17 protein-coding genes are annotated in these 23,065 nt (G+C 75.2%); 12 read left to right on the top strand and 5 right to left on the bottom strand.

Annotation, left to right across the window (positions count from 1 at the left end):
• Positions 1 to 385: 385 nt before the first annotated feature.
• Positions 386 to 802, top strand: coding sequence for a cobalamin B12-binding domain-containing protein (locus ACI2LW_RS02290; RefSeq protein WP_404729220.1), 417 nt, complete (start codon positions 386 to 388; stop codon positions 800 to 802).
• On the opposite strand, the gene ACI2LW_RS02285 is transcribed toward ACI2LW_RS02290, so the two are convergent.
• Both ACI2LW_RS02285 and ACI2LW_RS02280 read right to left on the bottom strand, forming a co-directional pair.
• The gene (locus ACI2LW_RS02285) at positions 799 to 2,571 is read right to left on the bottom strand and encodes a DUF5691 domain-containing protein (RefSeq protein WP_404729219.1); all 1,773 of its coding nucleotides are present in this window, start codon (positions 2,569 to 2,571) and stop codon (positions 799 to 801) included. The genes ACI2LW_RS02290 and ACI2LW_RS02285 overlap by 4 nt on opposite strands.
• A gap of 266 nt (positions 2,572 to 2,837) precedes the next feature.
• Entirely contained in the window at positions 2,838 to 4,190 is a 1,353-nt protein-coding gene (locus ACI2LW_RS02280; protein ID WP_404729218.1) for an SWIM zinc finger family protein, read from the bottom strand.
• Between the two features lie 133 nt (positions 4,191 to 4,323).
• On the opposite strand from ACI2LW_RS02280, the gene ACI2LW_RS02275 reads away from it, so the two are divergent.
• The 6 genes from ACI2LW_RS02275 to sucD all read left to right on the top strand — a co-directional run bounded on the left by ACI2LW_RS02275 (position 4,324) and on the right by sucD (position 13,941).
• Positions 4,324 to 5,487 (top strand): AAA family ATPase, encoded by a 1,164-nt coding sequence (locus ACI2LW_RS02275; protein ID WP_404729217.1) that lies wholly within the window; start codon positions 4,324 to 4,326, stop codon positions 5,485 to 5,487.
• Positions 5,488 to 5,634: 147 nt separating this feature from the next.
• Positions 5,635 to 8,241 (top strand): DUF5682 family protein, encoded by a 2,607-nt coding sequence (locus tag ACI2LW_RS02270; RefSeq protein WP_404729216.1) that lies wholly within the window; start codon positions 5,635 to 5,637, stop codon positions 8,239 to 8,241.
• Positions 8,238 to 9,437, top strand: coding sequence for a VWA domain-containing protein (locus ACI2LW_RS02265; RefSeq protein WP_404729215.1), 1,200 nt, complete (start codon positions 8,238 to 8,240; stop codon positions 9,435 to 9,437). The genes ACI2LW_RS02270 and ACI2LW_RS02265 overlap by 4 nt, the downstream gene beginning before the upstream one ends.
• A gap of 181 nt (positions 9,438 to 9,618) precedes the next feature.
• Positions 9,619 to 10,692 (top strand): hypothetical protein, encoded by a 1,074-nt coding sequence (locus tag ACI2LW_RS02260; RefSeq protein ID WP_404729214.1) that lies wholly within the window; start codon positions 9,619 to 9,621, stop codon positions 10,690 to 10,692.
• A gap of 1,161 nt (positions 10,693 to 11,853) precedes the next feature.
• Positions 11,854 to 13,035, top strand: coding sequence for an ADP-forming succinate--CoA ligase subunit beta (gene sucC / locus ACI2LW_RS02255; protein WP_404729213.1), 1,182 nt, complete (start codon positions 11,854 to 11,856; stop codon positions 13,033 to 13,035).
• Positions 13,036 to 13,056: 21 nt separating this feature from the next.
• Positions 13,057 to 13,941, top strand: coding sequence for a succinate--CoA ligase subunit alpha (gene sucD, locus ACI2LW_RS02250; RefSeq protein ID WP_404729212.1), 885 nt, complete (start codon positions 13,057 to 13,059; stop codon positions 13,939 to 13,941).
• Between the two features lie 214 nt (positions 13,942 to 14,155).
• Here the strand turns inward: sucD and ACI2LW_RS02245 are convergent, their stop codons facing one another.
• Positions 14,156 to 15,037 carry an RNA polymerase sigma factor gene (locus ACI2LW_RS02245; protein ID WP_404729504.1) on the bottom strand — a complete coding sequence of 294 codons (882 nt, stop codon included), beginning with the start codon at positions 15,035 to 15,037 and terminating at the stop codon, positions 14,156 to 14,158.
• Positions 15,038 to 15,090: 53 nt separating this feature from the next.
• Here ACI2LW_RS02245 and ACI2LW_RS02240 point away from each other — a divergent pair, with 53 nt between their 5' ends.
• Positions 15,091 to 17,037 carry a DUF6350 family protein gene (locus tag ACI2LW_RS02240; RefSeq protein ID WP_404729211.1) on the top strand — a complete coding sequence of 649 codons (1,947 nt, stop codon included), beginning with the start codon at positions 15,091 to 15,093 and terminating at the stop codon, positions 17,035 to 17,037.
• Between the two features lie 155 nt (positions 17,038 to 17,192).
• Here the strand turns inward: ACI2LW_RS02240 and ACI2LW_RS02235 are convergent, their stop codons facing one another.
• Positions 17,193 to 18,104 (bottom strand): hypothetical protein, encoded by a 912-nt coding sequence (locus ACI2LW_RS02235; RefSeq protein ID WP_404729210.1) that lies wholly within the window; start codon positions 18,102 to 18,104, stop codon positions 17,193 to 17,195.
• Positions 18,105 to 18,413: 309 nt separating this feature from the next.
• On the opposite strand from ACI2LW_RS02235, the gene purN reads away from it, so the two are divergent.
• Positions 18,414 to 19,043 carry a phosphoribosylglycinamide formyltransferase gene (gene purN, locus ACI2LW_RS02230; protein WP_404729209.1) on the top strand — a complete coding sequence of 210 codons (630 nt, stop codon included), beginning with the start codon at positions 18,414 to 18,416 and terminating at the stop codon, positions 19,041 to 19,043.
• On the top strand, positions 19,040 to 20,605 hold the full coding sequence (purH, locus tag ACI2LW_RS02225) for a bifunctional phosphoribosylaminoimidazolecarboxamide formyltransferase/IMP cyclohydrolase (RefSeq protein WP_404729208.1): 1,566 nt from the start codon (positions 19,040 to 19,042) through the stop codon (positions 20,603 to 20,605). Before purN ends, purH begins: the two co-directional genes overlap by 4 nt.
• Positions 20,606 to 20,757: 152 nt before the next feature.
• Here the strand turns inward: purH and ACI2LW_RS02220 are convergent, their stop codons facing one another.
• Entirely contained in the window at positions 20,758 to 21,351 is a 594-nt protein-coding gene (locus tag ACI2LW_RS02220) for a hypothetical protein (protein WP_404729207.1), read from the bottom strand.
• A 240-nt stretch (positions 21,352 to 21,591) separates the two neighbouring features.
• Here ACI2LW_RS02220 and ACI2LW_RS02215 point away from each other — a divergent pair, with 240 nt between their 5' ends.
• Together ACI2LW_RS02215 and ACI2LW_RS02210 are read left to right on the top strand one after the other, a co-directional pair.
• Complete coding sequence (locus ACI2LW_RS02215; protein ID WP_404729206.1) at positions 21,592 to 22,446, top strand: bifunctional methylenetetrahydrofolate dehydrogenase/methenyltetrahydrofolate cyclohydrolase; 855 nt, start codon at positions 21,592 to 21,594, stop codon at positions 22,444 to 22,446.
• 13 nt (positions 22,447 to 22,459) lie between these two features.
• Complete coding sequence (locus tag ACI2LW_RS02210) at positions 22,460 to 23,050, top strand: DUF3017 domain-containing protein (RefSeq protein WP_404729205.1); 591 nt, start codon at positions 22,460 to 22,462, stop codon at positions 23,048 to 23,050.
• Positions 23,051 to 23,065: the final 15 nt, after the last annotated feature.

Raw genomic sequence — 23,065 nt, 5'->3', positions numbered from 1 at the left:
CCCGTGTGCCCTCGTGGGCAGTCGCGGCGAAGGCGGCCGGCGGGGCGGCCCCGGGGTGCCGTGCCTGCCCCGTGTGCCCTTCGTGCCCCCGGCGATGCACCGCACCCCCGCGGCGCGCGTCCTGCGGCGCGGCGGTGCGGCGACCTCGTTGCGGCTCCCGTGACGCTTGTTCCCGTCCCCCCTGCCCTTCGGGCGCGGGGGACTGTCCCACCGTGTGATTTCCCCCTCGGTCCGCACCGCGAAACTGCGGGTTGCGGGATGCTGGCGATAACGTTCGTTCACTTCCCCGGACGCTGTGGTGCGGGGCGTCCGTTCCGGAGAGGCGCGCTCGACTTGTGCGGTACTCCCGGGTATGGATGGATGTAGTCGCTTCATGGAGGCAGTGATGGGTGTGGCAGCCGGTCCGATCCGCGTGGTGGTGGCCAAGCCGGGGCTCGACGGCCACGATCGGGGCGCCAAGGTGATCGCGCGGGCGCTGCGCGACGCCGGCATGGAGGTCATCTACACCGGGCTCCACCAGACCCCGGAGCAGATCGTCGACACGGCGATCCAGGAGGACGCCGACGCGATCGGGCTCTCCATCCTCTCCGGCGCGCACAACACGCTGTTCGCCGCCGTGATCGACCTGCTCAAGCAGCGGGACGCGGAGGACATCGTCGTCTTCGGCGGCGGGATCATCCCGGAGGCCGACATCGCGCCGCTGAAGGAGAAGGGCGTGGCGGAGATCTTCACGCCCGGCGCGACCACCCAGTCGATCGTGGACTGGGTCCGGGCCAACGTCCGCGAGCCCGCCCAGGCCTAGGGCGTGCCGGCGCCGGCCGGGCGCGGGCAGCCCGTCCGGCCGCCGGCAACCAGTCCCGGGCCGGGGCCGCGCCGCCCGGCGCCCGCCTCGTCGGTGCAGCGGCCCGCGGACGCGGTCGGCTGCGCCTGTCTCACCGGCGGGTTCGCCGCCGGGTCCGGGGACAGCTCCCGCATCATGGTGGCGCGCAGCCGCAGGGTCGTCACCAGCCGCTGGAACGCCTCCGCCCAGTACCCGCCGGCCCCCGGGGACGCGTTCTCCGGCTCGTCCGGCACCGCCAGCAGCGCGTCCAGCCGGACCGCTTCCGACGGGTCCAGGCACCGCTCGGCCAGCCCCATCACTCCACTGAAACTCCATGGGTAACTCCCTGCGTCCCGCGCGATGTTGAGCGCGTCGACCACCGCTCGTCCGAGCGGCGCGGACCATGGCACCGCACACACCCCGAGCAGCTGAAACGCCTCGGACAGACCGTGCGCCGCGATGAAGCCGGCCACCCAGCCGGCCCGCTCGGCGGCGTCGAGGGTGCCGAGCAGCCTGGCGCGTTCGGCCAGGGACACCGCTCCCGGCCCGCCGGCCCCGGGGGCCGAGGGCGTGCCCAGCAGGGCCCGTGCCCACCGCGCGTCCCGCTGCCGCACGGCCGCCCGGCACCACGCGGCGTGCAGCTCGCCCTGCCAGTCGTCCGCCACCGGCAGGGCCACGATCTCCTCCGGGGTCCGCCCGCCCAGCCGGTCGGCCCAGGTCGTGAGCGGCGCCGCCTCCAGCAGCTGGCCCAGCCACCAGGACCGCTCGCCGCGTCCGGCCGGCGCCTTCGCCACGATCCCGTCGCGTTCCATGGAGGCGTCGCACTCGTGCGGCGCCTCCACGGCGATCACCGGTGTGCCGTGCGTGCGGTCGAGGGCCACGCAGGCTCCGGCCCGGGCCGCCATCCGCGCGGCGAGCGCCGAGCCGGGCAGCGCCGACAGCAGCTCGGCGGCCGTGGCGCGTACGTTGCGGCTGCGGTCGGCCAGGGCCTGCTCCAGGAACGGCTCGTCGTCCGGGCCCAGACCCGTGCGCAGCGAGTCGAGGAACATCAGCCGGTCCTCGGCGCGCTCGGTTGCCCAGGTGGTGGCCAGCAGCTCCCGCGCCTCGGCGGGCCGGTGCGCGCGGATCGCCGCGAGCAGGGCCACCCGCTCCGCGAACAGCCCCTCCTCCCACAGCCGCCGGATCCGGCCGGCGTCCCGCGGCCCGGACGGTGCGGTGCCCGCCGGGGCCGCCCGCAGGGCGAACCGCCAGTCGGGGTTCAGCCGCGCCAGCCACAGCGCGCGCGGGCCCGCGAAGGCCAGGACGGCCGGACGCAGGTCGGTGCGGCCCCGGGCCGCGTCCAGCAGTGCCGGCAGCGCCTCGGGGGGCGCCGCGTAGCCGTGCGCGTCGGCGCCGGCGAGCCACTGGGGCAGCAGCTCCATGAGGTCGGGTGCCGCGCCCCTGCGGCCGCCTCCGCCCGTGCCGGGCCGGTCGGCCAGCAGCAGGGCGAGCCTGCGGGCCGCCGCCTCGGGCAGGGGCGGGCGCGAGTCCGCCGGCGCCGGCGCGGGCGGCTCGGCCGCCGGGGCGGGGCGCAGCCCGGCGCGCCGCCGCACGGTGTGCACGGCCGCCGCGTCCAGCAGCGCCACGGGCGCCTCCCGGCCGGGCGCGCCGCCCGCGGGGGTGCGGCGGTCCGTACCGAGCAGGGCGGCGGTGACCAACTCCTCCCAGGCGCCCGGGGCGGGCGCCTCCACCGGGGCGGAGGTCTGGATCATGGGATTCCCTTCCGTTACCAGGTGCCTGGGGGCGGTTGAGGGGTCACCCGGACCGGGTTACCCCTGGGGCGGAATAAATGCCTGTTTTGGGTGAGAAAGGGCGGACTGGTGGGGTTCGGGTCGCGGCCGGTGTGCGCCTTTCGGGTGAGGGTTCCCGCTGCACCGGCGGTGCCCCGCACCGCGCGGGGACGTCACTCCATTGCCCCACGCCCGGCGCCGGCCCGCCATGGATCCGGTCGCGGAGAGTGGCGCCGGCCTCTCTTTCATCAGCACAGAGTGACCGCGGCGCCCTCGTCGCGCGGCCACGCCGTCAGCGGGGTGAACCCGCGGTGTCCGCACTCGCCGAAGACCGTGACGGGCGCACCGCCCGACAGCGCGACCAGCCGCCACAGCCCCGGACGGGCGCGGGCCACCGGAGTGAGGGGCAGCGCCTGCCCGGCCCCGGCGTCGGCCAGCTGCCAGGAGTCGCCCTCCGGCACCGGTATGACCTCCGTCAGCGTCACCGGGACGGACTCCAGCCAGGGATCGTCCCGCAGGGCCTCGCCGTAGCGGGCGGCGGCCCGCGCCGTCGTCACGCCCGGCGGACGCTCCCGGGTGGGCTCCGGCGCGGCGAAGCGCTCGCCCAGGGACGCGCGGACCTGCCCGGAGCCCGGATGCGCGGACAGTTCCGCGTCCAGGACCAGGCCCACCGGCAGGGCCATTTCCGGGGCGCGTCCGGCGGCTCCGTAGGACAGGACCAGGGCGGTGCGGCCGGTGCCGGTGCCGTGCAGCCAGATCCTGCGCGTGGTGAGCCGGTCGTCGCCGGTGTCGTACTGGGCGAGGACGAGCCAGCGGTCGCGCACCGCGGGGCCGTCCGCGGAGCCCGGCAGTCCGACCCGGGAGCGGACCGTGGCCGCCAGGTCCTCCGGCAGCCGCTCACGGCGCAGCCAGCCCTGGTCCAGCAGGTGCAGCAGCGCGCACTCCTCCAGCAGCCGCACCGGCCAGCCGGGCCCGGACGAGGGTATGGCCGCCAGTTCCCTGACGCGGGCGGCCAGCCCCGGCGCCTGCGCGTCGACCATGCGGGCCGCCGTCTCCTCCCACGGCGCGTATCCCCCCTGCTCGGCGCCGGCCAGGCCGCCGCGCAGCAGGTCGGCCAGGCGCTGCTCCAGCTCCGTCGCCCCCGCGGCGATCCGCTCGGCCCGGCGCTCCGCCCGGCGCCGCGCGGCCTCGGGATCGGCGGTGCCGGCCGGGGCACCCGGCGCGGCCGCCGCCTTCCGCGCCGTACGGCTCCTGCGGCCCTCCGTCCACTGCTCCACCCAGTCCGGCTCCGTCCCGGCCGGCACCGCGCCGTCCCCGGACGCCCAGAGCAGCAGCAGCCCCAGCGCGTGCTTGCACGGGAACTTGCGGCTCGGGCAACTGCACTTGTACGCCGGGCCGGCCGCGTCCGCGACGTCCACGACCGTCCGGTACGGCTTGCTGCCGCTGCCCTTGCACAGCCCCCACACCGTCCCCCCGCCGGAACTCCCCGCCTCGGACCACGGCCCGGCCGCGCCGAGTTTGCTTCCCGCTTTGCGTGACGCGTCGTCAGGCGCAAGTGCCAGCACCTGCTCCGCGGTCCAGCGCACCCCCTGCTGAGTCATGCCATCGAAGGTAGATCCCCCCACTGACAATCGGCCCTGCGAGCGCGTTCCCGCAGGTCAGAACGCGTTGTCAGTGCCGTGGTGCACGGTGGGTGGCAGATCCGAACCGGCCGAGCTGGAGGGGGCCTCAGCCATGTCCGTGACCGTAGAACCGACGCCCGTAGCACCCGACCCGAACCACTCCGCGCCCGCGAACGCGAGCGCGGAACAGGGCGGCACCGAGGCGCTGCGGCCGCACGCCGAGGACGCCTTCGCCGGCGAACTGGCCGCGCTGGCCGCGCACGACGACCGGCCGCGCCCGGCCCGCTGGAAGCTGTCGCCGTGGGCCGTGGCGACCTACCTCCTCGGCGGCACCCTGCCGGACGGCACCGTGATCACGCCGAAGTACGTCGGGCCGCGCCGCATCGTCGAGGTGGCCGTCACCACCCTCGCCACCGACCGCGCCCTGCTCCTGCTCGGCGTGCCCGGCACGGCGAAGACATGGGTGTCCGAGCACCTGGCCGCCGCGGTCAGCGGCGACTCGACGCTGCTGGTGCAGGGCACCGCGGGCACGCCGGAGGAGGCGATCCGCTACGGCTGGAACTACGCGCGGCTGCTGGCCCACGGCCCGAGCCGCGACGCCCTGGTGCCCAGCCCGGTCATGCGGGCCATGGCGCAGGGGGCGACCGCGCGCGTGGAGGAGCTGACCCGCATCCCGGCCGACGTGCAGGACACCCTGATCACGATCCTGTCGGAGAAGACCCTGCCGATCCCGGAGCTGGGCGAGGAGGTGCAGGCGGTCCGCGGCTTCAATCTGATCGCCACGGCCAACGACCGCGACCGCGGGGTCAACGACCTGTCCAGCGCGCTGCGCCGCCGCTTCAACACGGTGGTGCTGCCGCTGCCGGAGAGCCCCGAGGCGGAGGTCGACATCGTCACGCGCCGCGTCGGGCAGATCGGCCGGTCGCTCGACCTGCCCGCCGTGCCGGACGGCGTCGACGAGATCCGCCGGGTGGTGACCGTCTTCCGCGAGCTGCGTGACGGTCTCACCACGGACGGCCGGACGAAGCTGAAGTCGCCGAGCGGCACCCTGTCGACGGCCGAGGCGATCTCGGTGGTCACCGGGGGTCTGGCGCTGGCCGCGCACTTCGGCGACGGCGTGCTGCGGGCCGGTGACGTCGCCGCGGGCATCCTCGGCGCCGTGGTCCGCGACCCGGCGGCCGACCGGGTCGTCTGGCAGGAGTACCTGGAGACCGTGGTCCGCGAACGGGACGGCTGGAAGGACTTCTACCGGGCCTGCCGGGAGGTGAGCGCATGAGCGCCAACGGGCGGATGTGGGGCGGCGCGGCGCGGGCGGGCGCCGACGACGAGCCCAGCTGGACCGGGGGACGGGGCGGCCGGCGCGCCCGCGCCGCCCGCGCCGCCCGAGGGGGACGGCGGGGACGTGGCGGACGAGGGGGCCGGCGTGACCGGATCTGAGGGGGCCGCCGGCCGCCGCGCCGCCGCGGAGCCGCTGCTGCTCGGGGTGCGGCACCACGGGCCGGGCTCGGCGCGGGCGGTGCGGGCGGCACTGGAGGCGGCGCGGCCGCGGGTGGTGCTGATCGAGGGACCGCCCGAGGCCGACGCGCTGATCCCGCTCGCCGCCGACGAGGACATGCGGCCGCCGGTCGCCCTCCTCGCCCACGCCGTGGACGAGCCGGGCCGCTCCGCGTTCTGGCCGCTGGCCGCCTTCTCCCCGGAGTGGGTCGCCGTCCGCTGGGCGCTGGAGCACGGCGTCCCGGCCCGCTTCATCGACCTGCCGGCCGCGCACACCCTCGCCTGGGACCAGGAAGACGGCCCCGGCCCGCAGAGCGGCCCCGGCGAGGACCACGGCTCGGGCGAGCATCACGGCAGCGGCAGGGACCACGCCGGCGGCGCGGACGCCGGCACCGGCCCGGAGGACGCCACGGCTCCCGGGGAGAACGGCACGGCTCCCCGGGAGGACGGCACGGCTCCCCGGGAGGACGGCACGGCTCCCCGGGAGGACGGCACGGCTCCCCGGGAGGACGGCACGGCTCCCCGGGAGGACGGCTTCGTGCCGCCGGGCGGGCCGGGCCCGGTCGACGCCCGGCTGCGCGTCGACCCGCTCGCCGTGCTCGCCGACGCCGCCGGGTACGACGACCCCGAGCGCTGGTGGGAGGACGTCGTCGAGCACCGGGGTGCCCGGCCGGGCGACGCGTTCGCGCCGTTCGACGTGCTGGAGGAGGCCATGACCACGCTCCGGGAGGCCTACGGCAGCGGCGGCCACCACCGTGACCTGGTCCGGGAGGCGTACATGCGGCTCCAGCTGCGCGGCGCCCGGCGCGCGTTCGGCGACGGGGTCGCCGTCGTCTGCGGCGCCTGGCACGTGCCCGCGCTGCGGCGCAGAACCACCGTCGCCGCCGACCGCGCCCTGCTCAAGGGCCTGCCCAAGGTCAAGGCGGACCTGACCTGGGTGCCGTGGACGCACCGCAGGCTCGCCCGGGCCGGCGGCTACGGCGCGGGCATCGAGTCGCCCGGCTGGTACGCCCACCTGTTCGCGGCGCCGGACCGTCCGGTGGAGCGGTGGCTGACCAAGGTGGCGGGCCTGCTGCGCGAGGAGGACCGGATCGTCTCCTCCGCCCATGTCATCGAGGCCGTACGGCTGGCGGAGACCCTCGCGGCCATGCGCGGACGCCCGCTGCCCGGGCTGAGCGAGACCACGGACGCGGTGCGCGCGGTGATGTGCGACGGCTCCGACGTGCCGCTGGCGCTGGTGCGGGACCGGCTGGTGGTCGGCGACGTGCTCGGGGAGGTGCCCGAATCGGCGCCCGCGGTCCCGCTCCAGCGGGACCTCGCCCGGATCCAGCGGCGGCTGCGGCTCAAGCCGGAACCGGCCGAGCGGGAGCTGGAGCTCGACCTGCGCAAGGAGACGGACGCCGCGCGCAGCGGGCTGCTGCACCGGCTGCGCCTGCTGGGCGTCGGCTGGGGCGAGCCGGTGGCCTCGCGGGGCAGCACCGGCACGTTCCGGGAGACCTGGCGGCTGCGCTGGGAACCGGAGCTGACGGTGCGGACCGCCGAGGCCGGGGTGTGGGGGACGACCGTGCTCGCCGCCGCCACGGCGAAGGCGGAGGCGGACGCGCTGGGCTCACAGGCCCTCGCCGAGGTCACCGCGCTCGCCGAGCACTGCCTGCTCGCCGGGCTGGCGGAGGCGCTGCCGGTGGTGATGCGGGTGCTGGCCGACCGGGCGGCGCTCGACGCGGACGTCGGGCACCTCGCCCGGGCACTGCCCGCCCTGGTCCGCTCCCTGCGCTACGGCGACGTGCGCGGCACCGACACGGGGGCGCTGGCCGGTGTCGCCGCGGGCCTGGCCGAGCGGATCTTCGTCGGTCTGCCGCCGGGCTGCGCGGCCCTGGACACGGACGCCGCCGAGGAGATGCGCCGCCATGTGGACGCGGTGCACACGGCCGTGGCCCTGCTGGGCGACACCCCGGCGGCCGGGCGCGGCGGTGAGCTGCGCGCCCGCTGGCACGCCGTGCTGCGCGTCCTGTCGGGCCGGGACACGGTGCCCGGGCTGATCCGGGGGCGGGCGGTGCGGCTCCTGCTGGACGACGGGGAGGTCCAGCAGGAGCAGGCCGCCCGGCTGATGGGGCTCGCCCTGTCGCCGGGCACACCGCCGCCGGACGCCGCCGCGTGGATCGAGGGCTTCGTCGGCGGGGGCGGCATGCTCCTCGTGCACGACGAGCGGCTGCTCGGGCTGGTCGACACCTGGCTGACCGGGGTGCCGGCGGAGGCGTTCACGGACGTGCTGCCGCTGCTGCGGCGCACCTTCTCGGCGTACGAGCCGGGGGTGCGCAGGACGCTGGGCGAGCTGGTCCGCCGCGGTCCGGTCCGCGACGGCGGCACGGCCGGGCCCGCGGGGGGCCGCGTGCCCGGCTTCGCCGCGGACCTCGACCCGGAGCGGGCCGGCGCTGTGGTGCCGGTGGTGCGGCTGCTGCTCGGCCTGGACGACGCGGGCTCCGGCGGCGGAGCCGCGGTCGGCACGGGCGTCGAACCGACGAAGGTGGCGGGATGACGACGGCGGGGACGACGACGGCGACGACGGGGGAGGAGCACATCGTGACGGACGCGGCTCAGGAGCGGCTGCGGCGCTGGCGGCTCGTGCTGGGCGGCGACGCCGCCGACGGCACCGGGTGCGCGCTCGGCGGCAGGGACGCGGCGATGGACGGAGCGCTCGCCGCGCTCTACGGCCGGGGCGAAGGACCACGGACGGGACGGGACCGTTCGGCCGGGCTCGGGGCCTCGGCACCGTCGGTGGCGCGCTGGCTCGGCGACATCCGCACCTACTTCCCGTCCTCCGTCGTCCAGGTGATGCAGCGGGACGCCATCGACCGCCTCGGGCTGGCCGCCCTGCTGCTGGAGCCGGAGATGCTGGAGGCGGTGGAGGCCGACGTGCACCTCGTCGGCACCCTGCTCTCGCTCAGCAAGGCGATGCCGGAGACCACGAAGGAGACGGCACGGGCCGTGGTGCGCAAGGTGGTCGAGGACCTGGAGAAGCGGCTCGCCACCCGGACCCGGGCCACCCTCACCGGCGCGCTCGACCGCAGCGCCCGCGTGAACCGGCCGCGTCACCACGACATCGACTGGAACCGCACGATCGCCGCCAACCTCAAGCACTACCTGCCGGAGTACCGCACGGTCGTGCCGGAGCGGCTCATCGGCTACGGGCGGGCCTCCCAGTCCGTGAAGAAGGAGGTGATCCTCTGCATCGACCAGTCCGGGTCGATGGCGGCCTCCGTGGTGTACGCCTCCGTCTTCGGTGCGGTGCTCGCCTCCATGCGCTCGCTCAGCACACGGCTGGTCGTCTTCGACACGGCGGTCGTCGACCTCACCGACCAGCTCGACGACCCGGTGGACGTGCTCTTCGGCACCCAGCTCGGCGGCGGCACGGACATCAACCGGGCGCTGGCGTACTGCCAGTCGCGCATCACCCGGCCCGCGGAGACCGTGGTCGTGCTGATCAGCGACCTCTACGAGGGCGGCATACGCAACGAGATGCTCAAGCGGGTCGCGGCGATGAAGGCGTCGGGGGTGCGGTTCGTGACGCTGCTCGCGCTCTCCGACGAGGGGGCGCCCGCGTACGACCGGGAGCACGCCGCCGCGCTCGCGGGGCTCGGGGCGCCGGCGTTCGCCTGCACGCCCGACCTGTTCCCGGAGGTGATGGCGGCGGCGATCGAGAAGCGTCCTCTCCCGATACCGGACACCGCGTGAGCAACCAGGTGCTGTGCGAGGCCGGCTGACGGCATGCCGACCGGCGCCGACCGGGTCCCGAGGGTGAAAACGGACAAGCCTACCCATCGGTAACAGGGGGCTTGCGCCGCCTCGGGACACCCGTGCGAGGATCGGTGCCTTCTCGGCGGTATGTCGCTCACCAGGGAAGGAATCCGCCCCCTTGAGCTTGCCAGCAGCCCTGACCGTCGCCGCTTCGCGCATGGTGCGCACGGCGGCCGGGCGGCGTGCGCTGCACCTGGGGCTGCTGGTGGCGGCGCTGTGCGCGCTGGGGTTCCTGTGCGGCGGGCGGGCGCACGCCGCGGAGACCGCTCCCGGGGCGGCCTCCGCCGGTGCACCGGTGGCGCCGTCCGCCGCCGGCGGGCCGACGTCGACCCCCTCGGATTCGCCGGAGCGGACCAGGCCGACGGGTGCGGCGGCCGGGGTCGTGCACGCGGCCCGTGGTCTGCTCACCGCGCCGGACGCGCGGCGCGCCCACCGAGACGGACCGTCTTCGCCCGGGCGGCTGCCGCACGGCGCCTCCCGCCCGGCGGCGACCCGGAGCCCGCTCGGCCGGGTCCTCGCCCCGGTGACCGGCTCCGTCGCGGGGGCCGTGACCGAGCGGGTCATCGAGCCGGTCGTGGAGCCGGTCGAGCGGCTGGTGGACGGTGTGGCCGGCGATGTCGCCGGGGGGACGGTGCGGCTTCCGCCGGTGGCGTCCCTGCCCGGGCTGCCGGGCGGCGGCCGGTCCGACGCGCCGGTGCAGTCGGTGCCGCGGGTCCCCGGTCTGCCCGGTCCGGCCGCCCGACCGGGGGACACACCGCCGGCGCCGGCCACGCGGGCGCCCCAGCCCCATCCGGCGGGCGGCACGGCCGGCACGGCCGGAACCGCGTCGGGCGGACAGGACGCCGCCGCCCACTCCCACGACATACACCGGGCCGGGAACGCGAACGCCCTCGCGCCGCGGCCCACCCCCGGGAACACCGCCGCGGCGCACGGCGTCCCGCGCGCTGAGGGGGACGCCCACCCCACCCGTCAGGCGCCGTACGCGCCCGCTCACCAGGCACCGCCCGGCGACCCGAACGGGCTCCTGAGCGACCACTCGGCGGCCGACCCGGGCACCCCACGGCACAGCGACACGCACGCCGTCACCCCCGGCGACCGGACCCAGGCACGGTTGCCGGCCGGCGCCGCCGCGCACGAGGACGCGTCCGTGACCCGGGACAGGTACCGGGACATCCCCGTCCTCCCCGGCTAGCCGGAGCGAGCCCCTCCGCCACGCTCGGCCTGTCCGCGCGAGGGGGAGAAGGGCATCCGCCCATGCCGTCGGCCCGATGCCGCCACGTGTGAGCGGCACGCCTCGGGCGACCTGCGGGCGTCGAGCGCCCGGCACGCCTCACGGCGGCCGAGACGCCCGACGCGGCGGGCACGCCCCCCACTGAAGTGAAGGGCACGTCCGGCGCGGTCGCGGTCGCGGTCGGTGGACCCGTGCGAGGCAAGGCAGGGCCCACCGGGCGCACGGCGCGCAGAGCCCACCGGGTGCACGGCGCAAGGCGCATGTCGCGCTACCCGCGGCGTGCGGGAGGCGCAGGCGCCCGACCCGTGGCGGCAGGGCCCGGATCCGGAAGGCACCCGGTACGCGGCAGGCGCCCAGCACCCGAAAAGCGCCCCGCACGTCGAGCAGGGCGTGCCGTATCGCGCACCGCGACACGGCCGCGCGGACAGGGCGGACAGGGGCGCAGGGCGCGCGGGCGCGCGGCAAGGCGTGCCGGGCGGGTACGGGCGTACCGGGCGTACGCCCGTGCGGTCACCGGCCGTCGCGGCGGTCGCCCCGCACCCGTACGGACACCGACGCCGCATGCCGGACGCCGCATGCCGCATGCCCGACGCCGGACGCCGGACGCCGGACGCCGGATGCCCGGTGCCGGATGCCGGGCGCCGGATGCCGGGCGCCGGGCGGCTCGCTCGTGCGGCGCCGCGCAGACTCCGCGGGACCCGTTGGACCCGGACCACCGAAAGCCGTCGGCCGGTCCGGACGTTCGGCCGGGATCCCGCGGACGAGGGCCGGCTGGTCCCCATTGGGGTGGGGATCATCCGCCCACAGCCCCTCGGGGCTGCTCGAAGGGCCTCACCGGGTCAACCCCAGCCCGGTGAGGCCCCGCACGCCCTCCCCGGGGCACGCCCTCACGCTCGGCACGCAGTGTCAGTGAGGGCGGCATCGTGTGACAGGTATCACCGCGTGCGTGTGACCCCCGATTTAGGGCACCCCCGCGAGCGGAGATAACCTGCGAGACGGACATGCCGCGCGCTCGGACACCGTGTGCGCCTCCCTTGTGACACAGAGCGGACGTCACGTTGCCCTTCGCGGCACGCCCACGCATCCAACGAACCGCGAGATCACTGATAGGGACGGAAGCGCGTGGACCTGTTCGAGTACCAGGCGAGGGACCTCTTCGCCAAGCACGGTGTACCGGTGCTGGCCGGTGAAGTCATCGACACGCCTGAGGCGGCGCGCGAGATCACCGAGCGGCTGGGCGGCAAGTCGGTCGTCAAGGCCCAGGTGAAGGTCGGTGGTCGTGGCAAGGCCGGCGGCGTGAAGCTCGCCGCCACCCCGGACGAGGCCGTCGCCCGCGCGACGGACATCCTCGGCATGGACATCAAGGGCCACACGGTCCACAAGGTCATGATCGCCGAGACCGCTCCGGAGATCCTCGAGGAGTACTACGTCTCCTTCCTCCTCGACCGCGCCAACCGCACCTTCCTCTCCATCGCCTCCGTCGAGGGCGGCATGGAGATCGAGGAGGTCGCGGCCACCCGTCCCGACGCCGTGGCCAAGATCGCGATCGACGCCATCGACGGCGTGGACAAGGCCAAGGCCCAGGAGATCGTCGCCGCGGCGAAGTTCCCGGCCGAGGTGGCCGACAAGGTCGCCGACGTGCTGGTGAAGCTGTGGGAGGTCTTCGTCAAGGAGGACGCCCTCCTGGTCGAGGTGAACCCGCTCGCCAAGGTCGCCTCCGGTGACGTCCTCGCGCTGGACGGCAAGGTCTCCCTGGACGACAACGCCGAGTTCCGCCACCCCGAGTTCGAGGAGTTCCACGACCGGGCCGCGGCGAACCCGCTCGAGGCCGCCGCCAAGGAGAAGAACCTCAACTACGTCAAGCTCGACGGCGAGGTCGGCATCATCGGCAACGGCGCGGGTCTGGTCATGTCGACCCTGGACGTCGTCGCCTACGCGGGTGAGGCCCACAAGGGCGTCAAGCCGGCCAACTTCCTCGACATCGGTGGCGGCGCCTCCGCCGAGGTGATGGCCAACGGCCTGGAGATCATCCTCGGCGACCCGGACGTCAAGTCCGTCTTCGTCAACGTCTTCGGCGGCATCACCGCCTGCGACGCCGTCGCCAACGGCATCGTGCAGGCGCTGGAGCTCCTCGAGTCCAAGGGCGAAGAGGTCACCAAGCCGCTCGTCGTGCGCCTCGACGGCAACAACGCCGAGCTGGGTCGCCAGATCCTGGACGACCGCAAGCACCCGCTCGTCCAGCGGGTGGACACCATGGACGGCGCGGCCGACAAGGCCGCCGAGCTGGCTGCTGCCGCGAAGTAAGGGACGAGGTCACAGAACACCATGGCTATCTTCCTCACCAAGGAATCCAAGGTCATCGTCCAGGGCATGACCGGCTCCGAGGGCCAGAAGCACACCCGCCGCATGCTGGCGTCCGGCACCAACATCGTCGGTGGCGTGAACCCGCGCAAGGCCGGCCAGACGGTCGACTTCGACGGCACCGAGGTACCGGTCTTCGGCACCGTCAAGGAGGCCATCGAGAAGACCGGCGCCGACGTGACGGTCATCTTCGTCCCGGAGAAGTTCACCAAGGACGCGGTCGTCGAGGCCATCGACGCCGAGATCCCGCTCGCGGTCGTCATCACCGAGGGCATCGCGGTGCACGACACGGCGTCCTTCTGGGCGTACGCCGGCAAGAAGGGCAACAAGACCCGCATCATCGGCCCGAACTGCCCCGGCCTGATCACCCCCGGTCAGTCGAACGCCGGCATCATCCCGGCCGACATCACCAAGCCGGGCCGCATCGGCCTGGTGTCGAAGTCCGGCACGCTGACGTACCAGATGATGTACGAGCTGCGCGACATCGGCTTCTCCACCTGCGTCGGCATCGGCGGTGACCCGATCATCGGCACCACCCACATCGACGCGCTGAAGGCGTTCCAGGACGACCCCGACACCGACCTGATCGTCATGATCGGCGAGATCGGCGGCGACGCCGAGGAGCGGGCCGCGGCCTTCATCAAGGAGAACGTGACCAAGCCGGTCGTCGGCTACGTCGCGGGCTTCACCGCGCCCGAGGGCAAGACCATGGGCCACGCCGGCGCCATCGTCTCCGGCTCCTCCGGCACGGCCCAGGCCAAGAAGGAGGCCCTCGAGGCCGCGGGCGTCAAGGTCGGCAAGACCCCGACCGAGACGGCCAAGCTGGCCCGCGAGATCCTCGCCGGCTGACCTTCCCGGCACACCGTCGGTGGGCCCGCCCCCTGCCCGGGGGTGGGCCCACCGCCGTTTTCCGACCGGTTCACCCGGCCCGGTCACCGGGTTCCTCCCTCCGGACCGGTCACCAGGTACGTCCATCCGGTCCGGTCACCGGGCAGGTCCTTCACCGGACAGATGCATCCGGCCCGTTCACCCGGCCGGTGAACCGGTCCGGTCGCCCGCGCCCTCACCTCGCCTCGGGCAGCAGCCGCTGCGGTCCGGTCGACGCGCGCTCGCGCAGCCTGTCGCGCAGTTCGAGCTCGGCCTTGGACGGGGGCCCGAGGGCGCCCGCCACCGGCACACCCGCCACCGGGTGGCCGGGGGAGACCGGCGCGAGGTACTGCGTGGGCGCCGTGCGCAGGGTGAGCGCCGTCGCGCCGATGATCGTGACCGTGAAGGCGACGGCGGACCGGGTCCAGAACTGGACCCGGCGCTCCCCGTCCGAGCGCACGGCGGTCGGCGCGGGCGCCGGGTGGTGCTCCGTGGCGGCCAGCCGCAGCAGCCGGCGGTGCAGTTCGTCCGGGTCCGACAGTTCGGGCAGCCGGGCGGCGACGGCCTCGCGCGCGTGCATCAGACGGTTCGCCGCCGCCGGAGTGCTGGCCTCCGTCTCCGCCGCCGTCTCCGGCAGGTCCAGGCCGACGCCGTCGTAGAGCACGAGCGTGCGGCGGTAGGGCGGCGGCAGCTCCATCAGCGCCTGCTGGAGCGCGCGGTCCGCGGGGTCGGGGGGCGGGTCGGGGATGCGGTTGCGGGGACGGAAGCGGTGCCAGGGGGACAGGGCGCACTCGTGCGCCGCCGCGCGCATCCAGCCCGCCGGGTCCCGGTCGCGGGCCACCTCGGGCCAGCGCTGCCAGGCCAGTTGGAAGGCCCGCTCCACGGACTCGCGGGCCCGTTCGTGCCGGCCGGTGAGCAGGTACGCCTGCCGTACGAGGGCGGGCGCGCAGAACGCGTAGAGGGCGTCGAAGGCCTGAGCGGGGGTCAGGGGAGTCTCCGTGGCCGTGTTCGCTTGACGGTCCGTCACCGTGCGTCCCTCCGTGTGAATAGGCACATAAACGTATATTGAGCGACACAGCGGAGGTTCGCCTGTTGCGACGGGAAAGCGGGTGTCGTTGGGAGCATGGCGTCGTGATCCGGACGACCCGACGACAACCGCCACTGCCCCGTCTGCGTTCCCGTGTACGGGACCGTTCGCCCGGACTCGGCGCCGGGCTGGTGGGCGGAGCTGTGGCGGCGGGGCTCGGCCTCGGCTCGTTCGCCGTGCTGGTCATCGCGCTGTGGATCAGCTCGCCGTACCCCGACAGCGGCCCCGGCGGCGCCCTGCATGTGGCGGCCGCGCTGTGGCTGCTGGCGCACGGCGCCGAACTGGTCCGCCACGAGACGCTCACCGGGGTGCCGGCGCCCGTCGGGGTGACCCCGTTGCTGCTGCTCGCGCTGCCCGCGCTGCTGGTGCACCGGGCGGCACGGGACGCCACCGACACGGGCGACGGCGGCCCGCTCGTCCCGCCGCGGACCGCCTGGACGGGCGTGGTCCTCGGCTATCTGGCGGTCGGCGGCGCCGCCGCGGCCTACGCGACGGGCGGCACGCTGCGGCCCTCGTGGATCTGGACGGCGGTGTGCCTGCCGGTGGTCGCGGTGGTGGCGGCGGGCAGCGGCGTGTGGACGGCGTACGGCTGCCCGCGCGCCACGCTCGACCGGGCGCTGGGAGCGCTGCCCCGGGGCGTACGGCGGCTGCTGCTCGGGCCCGGCCCCAGGGCACGCCTCGGCGCCTCGTCACGGGCGGCGGGGGCCGGTGCGGTGGTGTTCGCCGGCGGCGGGGCACTGGTGCTCGGGGTGTCACTGGTCGGGCACTCGGGCACCGTCCAGGCGGGCTTCGTACGGCTGACGGAGGGCTGGTCGGGCCGGTTCGCGGTGCTGCTGCTGTGCCTGGCGCTGCTGCCGAACGCGGTGCTGTGGGCGGTGGCGTACGCCCTCGGACCCGGCTTCGTCCTGGGCGCCGGGCACGTCGTCGACCCGTTCTCCTCCGCGGCGGCCCCGCTGCTGCCGCCGTTCCCGCTGCTCGCGGCGGTCCCGGACCCGGGGCGGGGCACCACGCTGCACCTGTCGTCCGCCGCGCTGCCGGTGGTGGCGGGGCTGACGATGGGCTGGTTCACGGCGGGCTCGGCGGTCCGGGAGGGGAACGCCGGCGGCCCGCCGCGGGCGTGGACCTGGCGGCGGACGGTCGCGGGCGCCGGCCTCGCGTGCCTGCTGTGCGCGGCCGGGCTCGGGGTCTTCGCCGAACTGGCCGGCGGCCCGCTGGGCACCGCCGCGCTCGCCCGGTTCGGGCCCGTGGGATGGCAGGTCGGGCTGGCCGCGCTGGCCTGGACGTCGGCGGTGGCCGTACCGATGGCGGTGGCCCTGCGGGCCTGGCGCTGCCGCGGCGGCCGGGCCGTGCCCGAGGGCGAGGCCGGGCGGGGGACCGGCGGGCCCGGGCGGTCCGGGCGCTCCGGGCCGGCCGACGCCTCCGCCTCCCCGGCCGCCGCTTCCAAGCGGCCCGACCCGCGGCCCGGACGTCACGACGCCGCCCTCGAGGCCTACGACGTCCTGCCCCTCGACCCGCCCGCCGCCGCCGGACCGGCCTGGCAGGACGACGACACGGCCCGCACGGCACGCTGGGAAGCCCTGAGCGGGGCCGCGGCGACACCGCTCCCGGCGACCGGGCAGCGGCCGGCACCCGGGGAGCGGCCGGCACTCGGCGAGCGGCCGGCACCCGGGGAGTTGCCGGGCCCCGGGGAGCCGGGGAGCCCGCCGCCCGTGCACCTGGTCGGGGCGCCCGGGCGACCGGAGGAACAGGAGCGGGCGAGGCGGCAGAACGAGACGGAGGAGCGGAGGGGGCCGGCGGACACGGAGCCGGCGGATCGGCCTCCCGCGCCCGAGCCCCCCGCGCCCGGACCCCCCGCGGGGCCGGCGCTCGCGCCCGGCTCCCCCGCGGCACAGATCCCCGCGCCCCAGGCCCCCGCACCACCGTTCGCACCGTCGGCCGAAGAAGCCGAAGAACCGGCGGACAACGGCCGCAATCCCGACCACCCCGACTGACACCCACCACCCGGCGCCCGCCGAAGCGACCGGCGCGGAGCGCGACCCCCTCACCGGGCCCACCGGGGCCCACCGGGGCCCACCGGGGCCCACCGGGGCCCACCGGGATCCATCACCACGCGCCCCGCCGCCCCGGCCGGGCGCCCCCGGTCTCCTCAGCCGTTCAGCCCCAGCACGCCCCGCAGCTCCCGCGGCAGATGCTGGTCGCAGGACTGTTTGGACTCGTTGGTCAGGGCGTCGTTCACGCAGGAGTAGTAGTCGCTGTACACCAGGTGGGCCATGAACGTGGTGGCCACGAGGGCCAGGGCCAGGGACGCGGTGACCAGTCCGCTGACCGCGGCCGTCGTCTGGGGGCGGCCCTCCGGCGCCGGGGCCCCCGGCTCGGGCCGGCGCGGCTTGGCGCGCAGCGCGCTGATGCCCCAGTACAGCGCCAGGGCACCGAGCAGCAGGGCCACGTAGGTCCAGCTGAACAGGGCGAAGAAGAAGGCCCACATGCCGCACAGCAGCGCGTAGCGCGCGCGGCGCTGGGCGGGGTCCGTGGGGTCCCAGCGCAGTCCGGGGCCCGAGCCGCCGCCGGGACCGCCGCCCGGTCCGCCCGGACCCTCGGGGCCGCCGGGCCGCTGCGGGCGCTCGCCGAAGCCGCCGGGGGAGCGGCCGGGCTGCCGGTCGCTCCACTGGCTGCCCCACGGGGAGCGGCCCTGGTCGTCGTCCGAGCCGCCGCCCGTGCCCGTGGGGGCGCCGGAGCCGTCGTCGGGGGCGTGCCCGCCGGAGGGGTGCCGGGGCCGCCAGGGGCGGTCGGGCGTGCCCGCCGGGGGTGGTGCGAAGGGGTTGTCCTCGGGAGCCGGGCCGCCCTGAGCCGATCCGCCCTGGGCTGACCCGCCCTCAGCTGGTCCGCCCTCAGCTGGTCCGCCCTGGGCCGATCCGCCCTGCCCGTCCCCGTCGCCACCCGATCCGCCCGCGCGGGCGTCCGGCGGCGAGGCGGGGCGCTCCCGCAGCAGGGCGCCGCGAACCCCTCCCTGCGCCGGCTGCGGGGGGAGCGTGAGGAGTCGCAGGCTGCGGTCCGGCATCAAGTGAGCGTCTTCCCGTCGGTGAGTCACGACTGAACTGGAACGTCGGCCCGGAAACGTCCCCCGAGGCGCCGTGCGGCCCCGGAGGGCGCGGGTCCGTCGTCGTGTGAAACGCACGGCGCCCGATGTGCGTTCCCGTACCGGTTCTCCTCAGACGCTACCTTCCGGCCCCGCCCCCGTCCCATGGGGGCCGCCCGGGAGTGCCGGTATCGTTGCTGGCGGTCGGCCGCTTCGTAGACTTCCCCGTATCCGAGGGCGCGAAGCATTCGTACGACCGCACAAACGACCTCCCCGAGAAAGGGCCCCACCGTGGCCGCCAAGCCCGTGGCCAAGCGCCTCGTCGTGCTGGTCTCCGGATCCGGCACCAATCTGCAGGCGCTCCTCGACGCGATCGCCGAGACCGGAGCGGAGAACTACGGCGCCGGGATCGTCGCCGTGGGCGCCGACCGCGACGGCATCGAGGGGCTCGCGCGCGCCGAGCGTGCCGGGGTGCCGACCTTCGTGCGGAAGGTGAAGGACTACGGCACCCGTGAGGAGTGGGACGCGGCGCTCACCGAGGCGGTCGCCTCCTACGAGCCCGACCTCGTGGTGTCCGCCGGGTTCATGAAGATCGTGGGGAAGGAGTTCCTCGCGCGGTTCGGCGGGCGGTTCGTGAACACGCACCCGGCCCTGCTGCCCAGTTTCCCGGGGGCCCACGGCGTGCGGGACGCGCTCGCGTACGGCGCCAGGGTCACCGGCTGCACCGTCCACTTCGTCGACGACGGCGTCGACACCGGGCCGATCATCGCGCAGGGCGTGGTCGAGGTCCGGGACGAGGACGACGAGAGCGCTCTGCACGAGCGCATCAAGGAAGTCGAGCGAAGACTGCTCGTCGAGGTCGTGGGGCGGCTCGCCCGCAACGGCTATCGCATCGAGGGACGAAAGGTAGTTATCCAGTGACCGCCGAGAGCAACAAGCGGCCCATCCGGCGCGCGCTCGTCAGCGTCTACGACAAGAGCGGCCTCGAGGAGCTCGCGCGCGGGCTGCACGAGGCGGGCGTCGAACTCGTCTCCACCGGCTCCACCGCCGGGCGGATCGCCGCGTCCGGCGTGCCCGTCACCAAGGTCGAGGAGCTGACCGGCTTCCCCGAGTGCCTGGACGGACGGGTCAAGACCCTGCACCCCAAGGTGCACGCCGGCATCCTGGCCGACCTCCGTCTGGAGGACCACCGGCGGCAGCTCGCCGAGCTCGGCGTGGAGCCGTTCGACCTCGTGGTGGTGAACCTCTACCCGTTCCGCGAGACCGTCGCCTCCGGCGCCTCCGACGACGAGTGCGTGGAGCAGATCGACATCGGCGGCCCCTCCATGGTCCGGGCCGCCGCCAAGAACCACCCCTCGGTCGCGGTCGTCACCAGCCCCGCCCGCTACGGCGACGTCCTGGCCGCCGTCTCCTCCGGCGGCTTCGACCTCGCCACGCGCAAGCGGCTGGCCGCCGAGGCCTTCCAGCACACGGCCGCCTACGACGTGGCCGTCGCGTCCTGGTTCGCCTCCTCCTACGCGCCCGTCGACGACTCGTCCTTCCCGGACTTCCTGGGCGCCACCTGGCAGCGCGCGCACACCCTGCGCTACGGCGAGAACCCGCACCAGCCCGCCGCGCTGTACGTGGACGGCAGCGGCGCGGGCCTGGCGCAGGCCGAGCAGCTGCACGGCAAGGAGATGTCGTACAACAACTACACGGACACCGACGCCGCCCGCCGTGCCGCCTACGACCACGACGAGCCCTGCGTGGCGATCATCAAGCACGCCAACCCGTGCGGCATCGCCGTCGGCGCGGACGTCGCCGAGGCGCACCGCAAGGCGCACGCCTGCGACCCGGTGTCGGCGTACGGCGGTGTGATCGCCGTGAACCGCCCGGTCAGCAAGGAGATGGCCGAGCAGGTCGCCGACATCTTCACCGAGGTCATCGTCGCGCCCGGCTACGAGGAGGGGGCCCTGGAGGCCCTCACCAAGAAGAAGAACATCCGGGTGCTCAGGGCTCCCGAGGCCCCGGCGAACCCCGTCGAGGTCAAGGCCGTCGACGGCGGGGCGCTGCTCCAGGTCACCGACCGGCTCCAGGCCGGCGGCGACGACCCGGCCAACTGGACGCTGGCGAGCGGCGAGGCGCTGCCCGAGGAGGAGCTGGCCGAGCTGGCGTTCGCCTGGAGGGCCTGCCGGGCCGTGAAGTCCAACGCCATCCTGCTCGCCAAGGACGGCGCCTCCGTCGGCGTCGGCATGGGCCAGGTGAACCGGGTGGACTCCTGCCGGCTCGCGGTCGAGCGGGCGGGCGAGGAGCGGGCGCGCGGCGCCTACGCCGCCTCGGACGCGTTCTTCCCGTTCCCCGACGGCCCCGAGATCCTCATCGCCGCGGGTGTCCGGGCCATCGTCCAGCCGGGCGGCTCGATCCGGGACGAGCTGGTCGTGGAGGCCGCGAAGAAGGCCGGCGTGACGATGTACTTCACCGGTACGCGCCACTTCTTCCACTGACCGCCACTTCTTCCACCGACCGTCCGCGCCGCCGGGCGCCCCGCGTCCGGCGGGCGCGCGGGGCCGTGGTTCCGCAGGCGTGCGAAAGGGCCGTGTCCCTCCCCGAGCGGGGTGGGACACGGCCCTTCGCCGTGTGTGCGGTGGCCCGTCGCTCAGTAGGTGGGCCGGTTGAACCAGGCGCCGCCCGCCCGGTTGGCGCAGAAGACGATGATGAGGATGCCCAGCACGATGCTGACCAGGGCGAAGACGTTCGCGCCCAGCAGGCTCAGCACGCTGAACAGGGTGACCACCGAACCGTAGACGATCGCGGAGACCCGCACTCCGCCGCGGCCCGTGGCGAACTTCGCGCCGGTGAAAATCGCCCAGAACGCGAACGCCAGCACGATCGCGCCGATGACGATCATGACGCCGGCGCCGATGTTGGCGATGCGGTTCGCGTCCTCGGCCGAGACGCTGCTGTCGCCGGACACCGCCTCCTCGAACTTGTCCGCGAACCAGGCGCTCGCCACCATCATCATCACGCCGCCCAGTGCCTGCAGACCGCCGAGGACGAACAGCATCACGCGGGCCGCCTTCACACCGCCCGGCATCGTCTGCGGCACCGGCGCCCCGTACGGCTGCACCGGAGGGGCCTGCGGGTATCCGTAGCCCGGACCCTGGCCCGGACCCTGGCCCTGGGCGGGGTAGCCGTAACCCGGCTGCTGCTGCGGGGCGCCGTAAGGGTTGTTCGGGTCGCCGTAACTCATGGCGGTGTTTCCTCCGTTGATCAGGTGCGGGGACGACGCGCGGCGCCGTACGGAGGAGAGTTCTACAGAAATGCGGTCATTCCCCCCGATGAGCTGCCCGCGGCACTGTGCTGTTCATCGTTCTTGACCGGATGCTTACTTGTCCAGACGCATTTCGCATGTGTTGTGCAAGTGCAACATCGTCGATCAAGAACCGGACCGGATTGGAACCACCGCCCGGTCATCCGCGAGGATGGGGGCATGACCGCCCAGATTCTCGATGGCAAGGCCACCGCAGCCGAGATCAAGTCCGATCTGACCGCCCGCGTGGCGGCGCTGAAGGAGAAGGGCGTCACGCCCGGCCTCGGCACGATCCTGGTCGGGGACGACCCCGGCAGCCGCAAGTACGTCGCCGGCAAGCACCGCGACTGCGCCCAGGTCGGTATCGCCTCCATCCAGCGCGAACTGCCCGCCACCGCCTCCCAGGAGGAGATCGAGGCGGTCGTCCGCGAACTCAACGAGGACCCGTCCTGCACCGGTTACATCGTGCAGCTGCCGCTGCCCAAGGGCATCGACGAGAACCGCGTCCTGGAGCTGATGGACCCGGACAAGGACGCCGACGGCCTGCACCCGATGAACCTCGGGCGGCTCGTCCTCAACGAGCCCGCCCCCCTGCCCTGCACCCCCAACGGCGTGCTCACCCTCCTGCGCCGCCACGGCGTGGAGATCAAGGGCGCCGAGGTGGTGGTGGTCGGCCGCGGCGTGACCATCGGCCGGCCGATGCCGCTGCTGCTGACCCGGCGCAGTGAGAACGCCACGGTGACCCAGTGCCACACCGGCACCCGCGACCTGTCCGCCCACCTCAGGCGGGCCGACATCATCGTCGCCGCGGCGGGCTCCCCGCACCTCGTCCGCGCCGAGGACGTCAAGCCGGGCGCGGCCGTCCTCGACGTCGGCGTCTCCCGCAACGCCGAGGGCAAGATCGTCGGTGACGTCCACCCGGACGTCGCCGAGGTGGCCGGCTGGATCTCCCCCAACCCCGGCGGCGTCGGCCCGATGACCCGGGCCCAGCTGCTGGTCAACGTGGTCGAGGCGGCGGAGCGCAGTGTCGGCTGAGGCGGAGGGCGGCATGCGGCGGAACGCCTCCGCGGAACCGGGGCGGAACGTCTCCGCGGAGCGGAACGCCTCCACGGGGCCGGGGCGGAACGTCTCCACGGAGCCGGAGCGGAACGTCTCCACGGAGCCGGAGCGGAACGTCTCCGGGGAGCCGGAGATCGAGGTGCGCGACGCGGTCAGCGCACCGGACGCGCAGGGCCGGCCGCGCCGGACCACGCGCCGCTTCCCGCTGTTCACCAGGGACACCGCGCGCCCGGAGGGCGGCGGCCGGGCCGCCCCCGGCGACGCCCCCGCGCCGGCCCGGCAGTGGCCGCTGCTGGCCGTGCTGTGCGTGGTCGGCCTCGGGCTGCTGCTGACCGCCTTCGACGCCTTCCGGATCGGGCTGCTGCTGATCGGCGCGGCACTGCTGGGCGGCGCCGCGCTGCGCTGGTTCCTGCCCCGGGTCGGCATGCTGGCCGTCCGCTCCCGCTTCACGGACATCGTCACCTACGGCGTCCTCGGGAGCGCCGTCGTCCTGCTGGCGCTGGCGGCCCAGCCCAAGCCCTGGCTGGAGATCCCGTTCCTGGACGACGCGCTGCACTTCACCATCCGCAACAGTCAGTGACCTCCGCGCACGCGG

This window comes from Streptomyces sp. NPDC004065, from assembly GCF_044903565.1.
Lineage (GTDB): Bacteria > Actinomycetota > Actinomycetes > Streptomycetales > Streptomycetaceae > Streptomyces.
The sequence above is the reverse complement of the archived record's forward strand: the minus strand, read 5'-3'. Positions and strand labels throughout refer to the sequence as shown.

What these genes read in the sequence shown, in the direction of transcription:
- ACI2LW_RS02290 (WP_404729220.1), top strand. Translation starts at nt 386, where the DNA reads ATGGGTGTGGCAGCCGGTCCGATCCGCGTGGTGGTGGCCAAGCCGGGG.
- ACI2LW_RS02285 (WP_404729219.1), bottom strand. Translation starts at nt 2,571, where the DNA reads ATGATCCAGACCTCCGCCCCGGTGGAGGCGCCCGCCCCGGGCGCCTGG.
- ACI2LW_RS02280 (WP_404729218.1), bottom strand. Translation starts at nt 4,190, where the DNA reads ATGACTCAGCAGGGGGTGCGCTGGACCGCGGAGCAGGTGCTGGCACTT.
- ACI2LW_RS02275 (WP_404729217.1), top strand. Translation starts at nt 4,324, where the DNA reads ATGTCCGTGACCGTAGAACCGACGCCCGTAGCACCCGACCCGAACCAC.
- ACI2LW_RS02265 (WP_404729215.1), top strand. Translation starts at nt 8,238, where the DNA reads ATGACGACGGCGGGGACGACGACGGCGACGACGGGGGAGGAGCACATC.
- sucD (WP_404729212.1), top strand. Translation starts at nt 13,057, where the DNA reads ATGGCTATCTTCCTCACCAAGGAATCCAAGGTCATCGTCCAGGGCATG.
- ACI2LW_RS02235 (WP_404729210.1), bottom strand. Translation starts at nt 18,104, where the DNA reads ATGCCGGACCGCAGCCTGCGACTCCTCACGCTCCCCCCGCAGCCGGCG.
- ACI2LW_RS02220 (WP_404729207.1), bottom strand. Translation starts at nt 21,351, where the DNA reads ATGAGTTACGGCGACCCGAACAACCCTTACGGCGCCCCGCAGCAGCAG.
- ACI2LW_RS02215 (WP_404729206.1), top strand. Translation starts at nt 21,592, where the DNA reads ATGACCGCCCAGATTCTCGATGGCAAGGCCACCGCAGCCGAGATCAAG.
- ACI2LW_RS02210 (WP_404729205.1), top strand. Translation starts at nt 22,460, where the DNA reads ATGCGGCGGAACGCCTCCGCGGAACCGGGGCGGAACGTCTCCGCGGAG.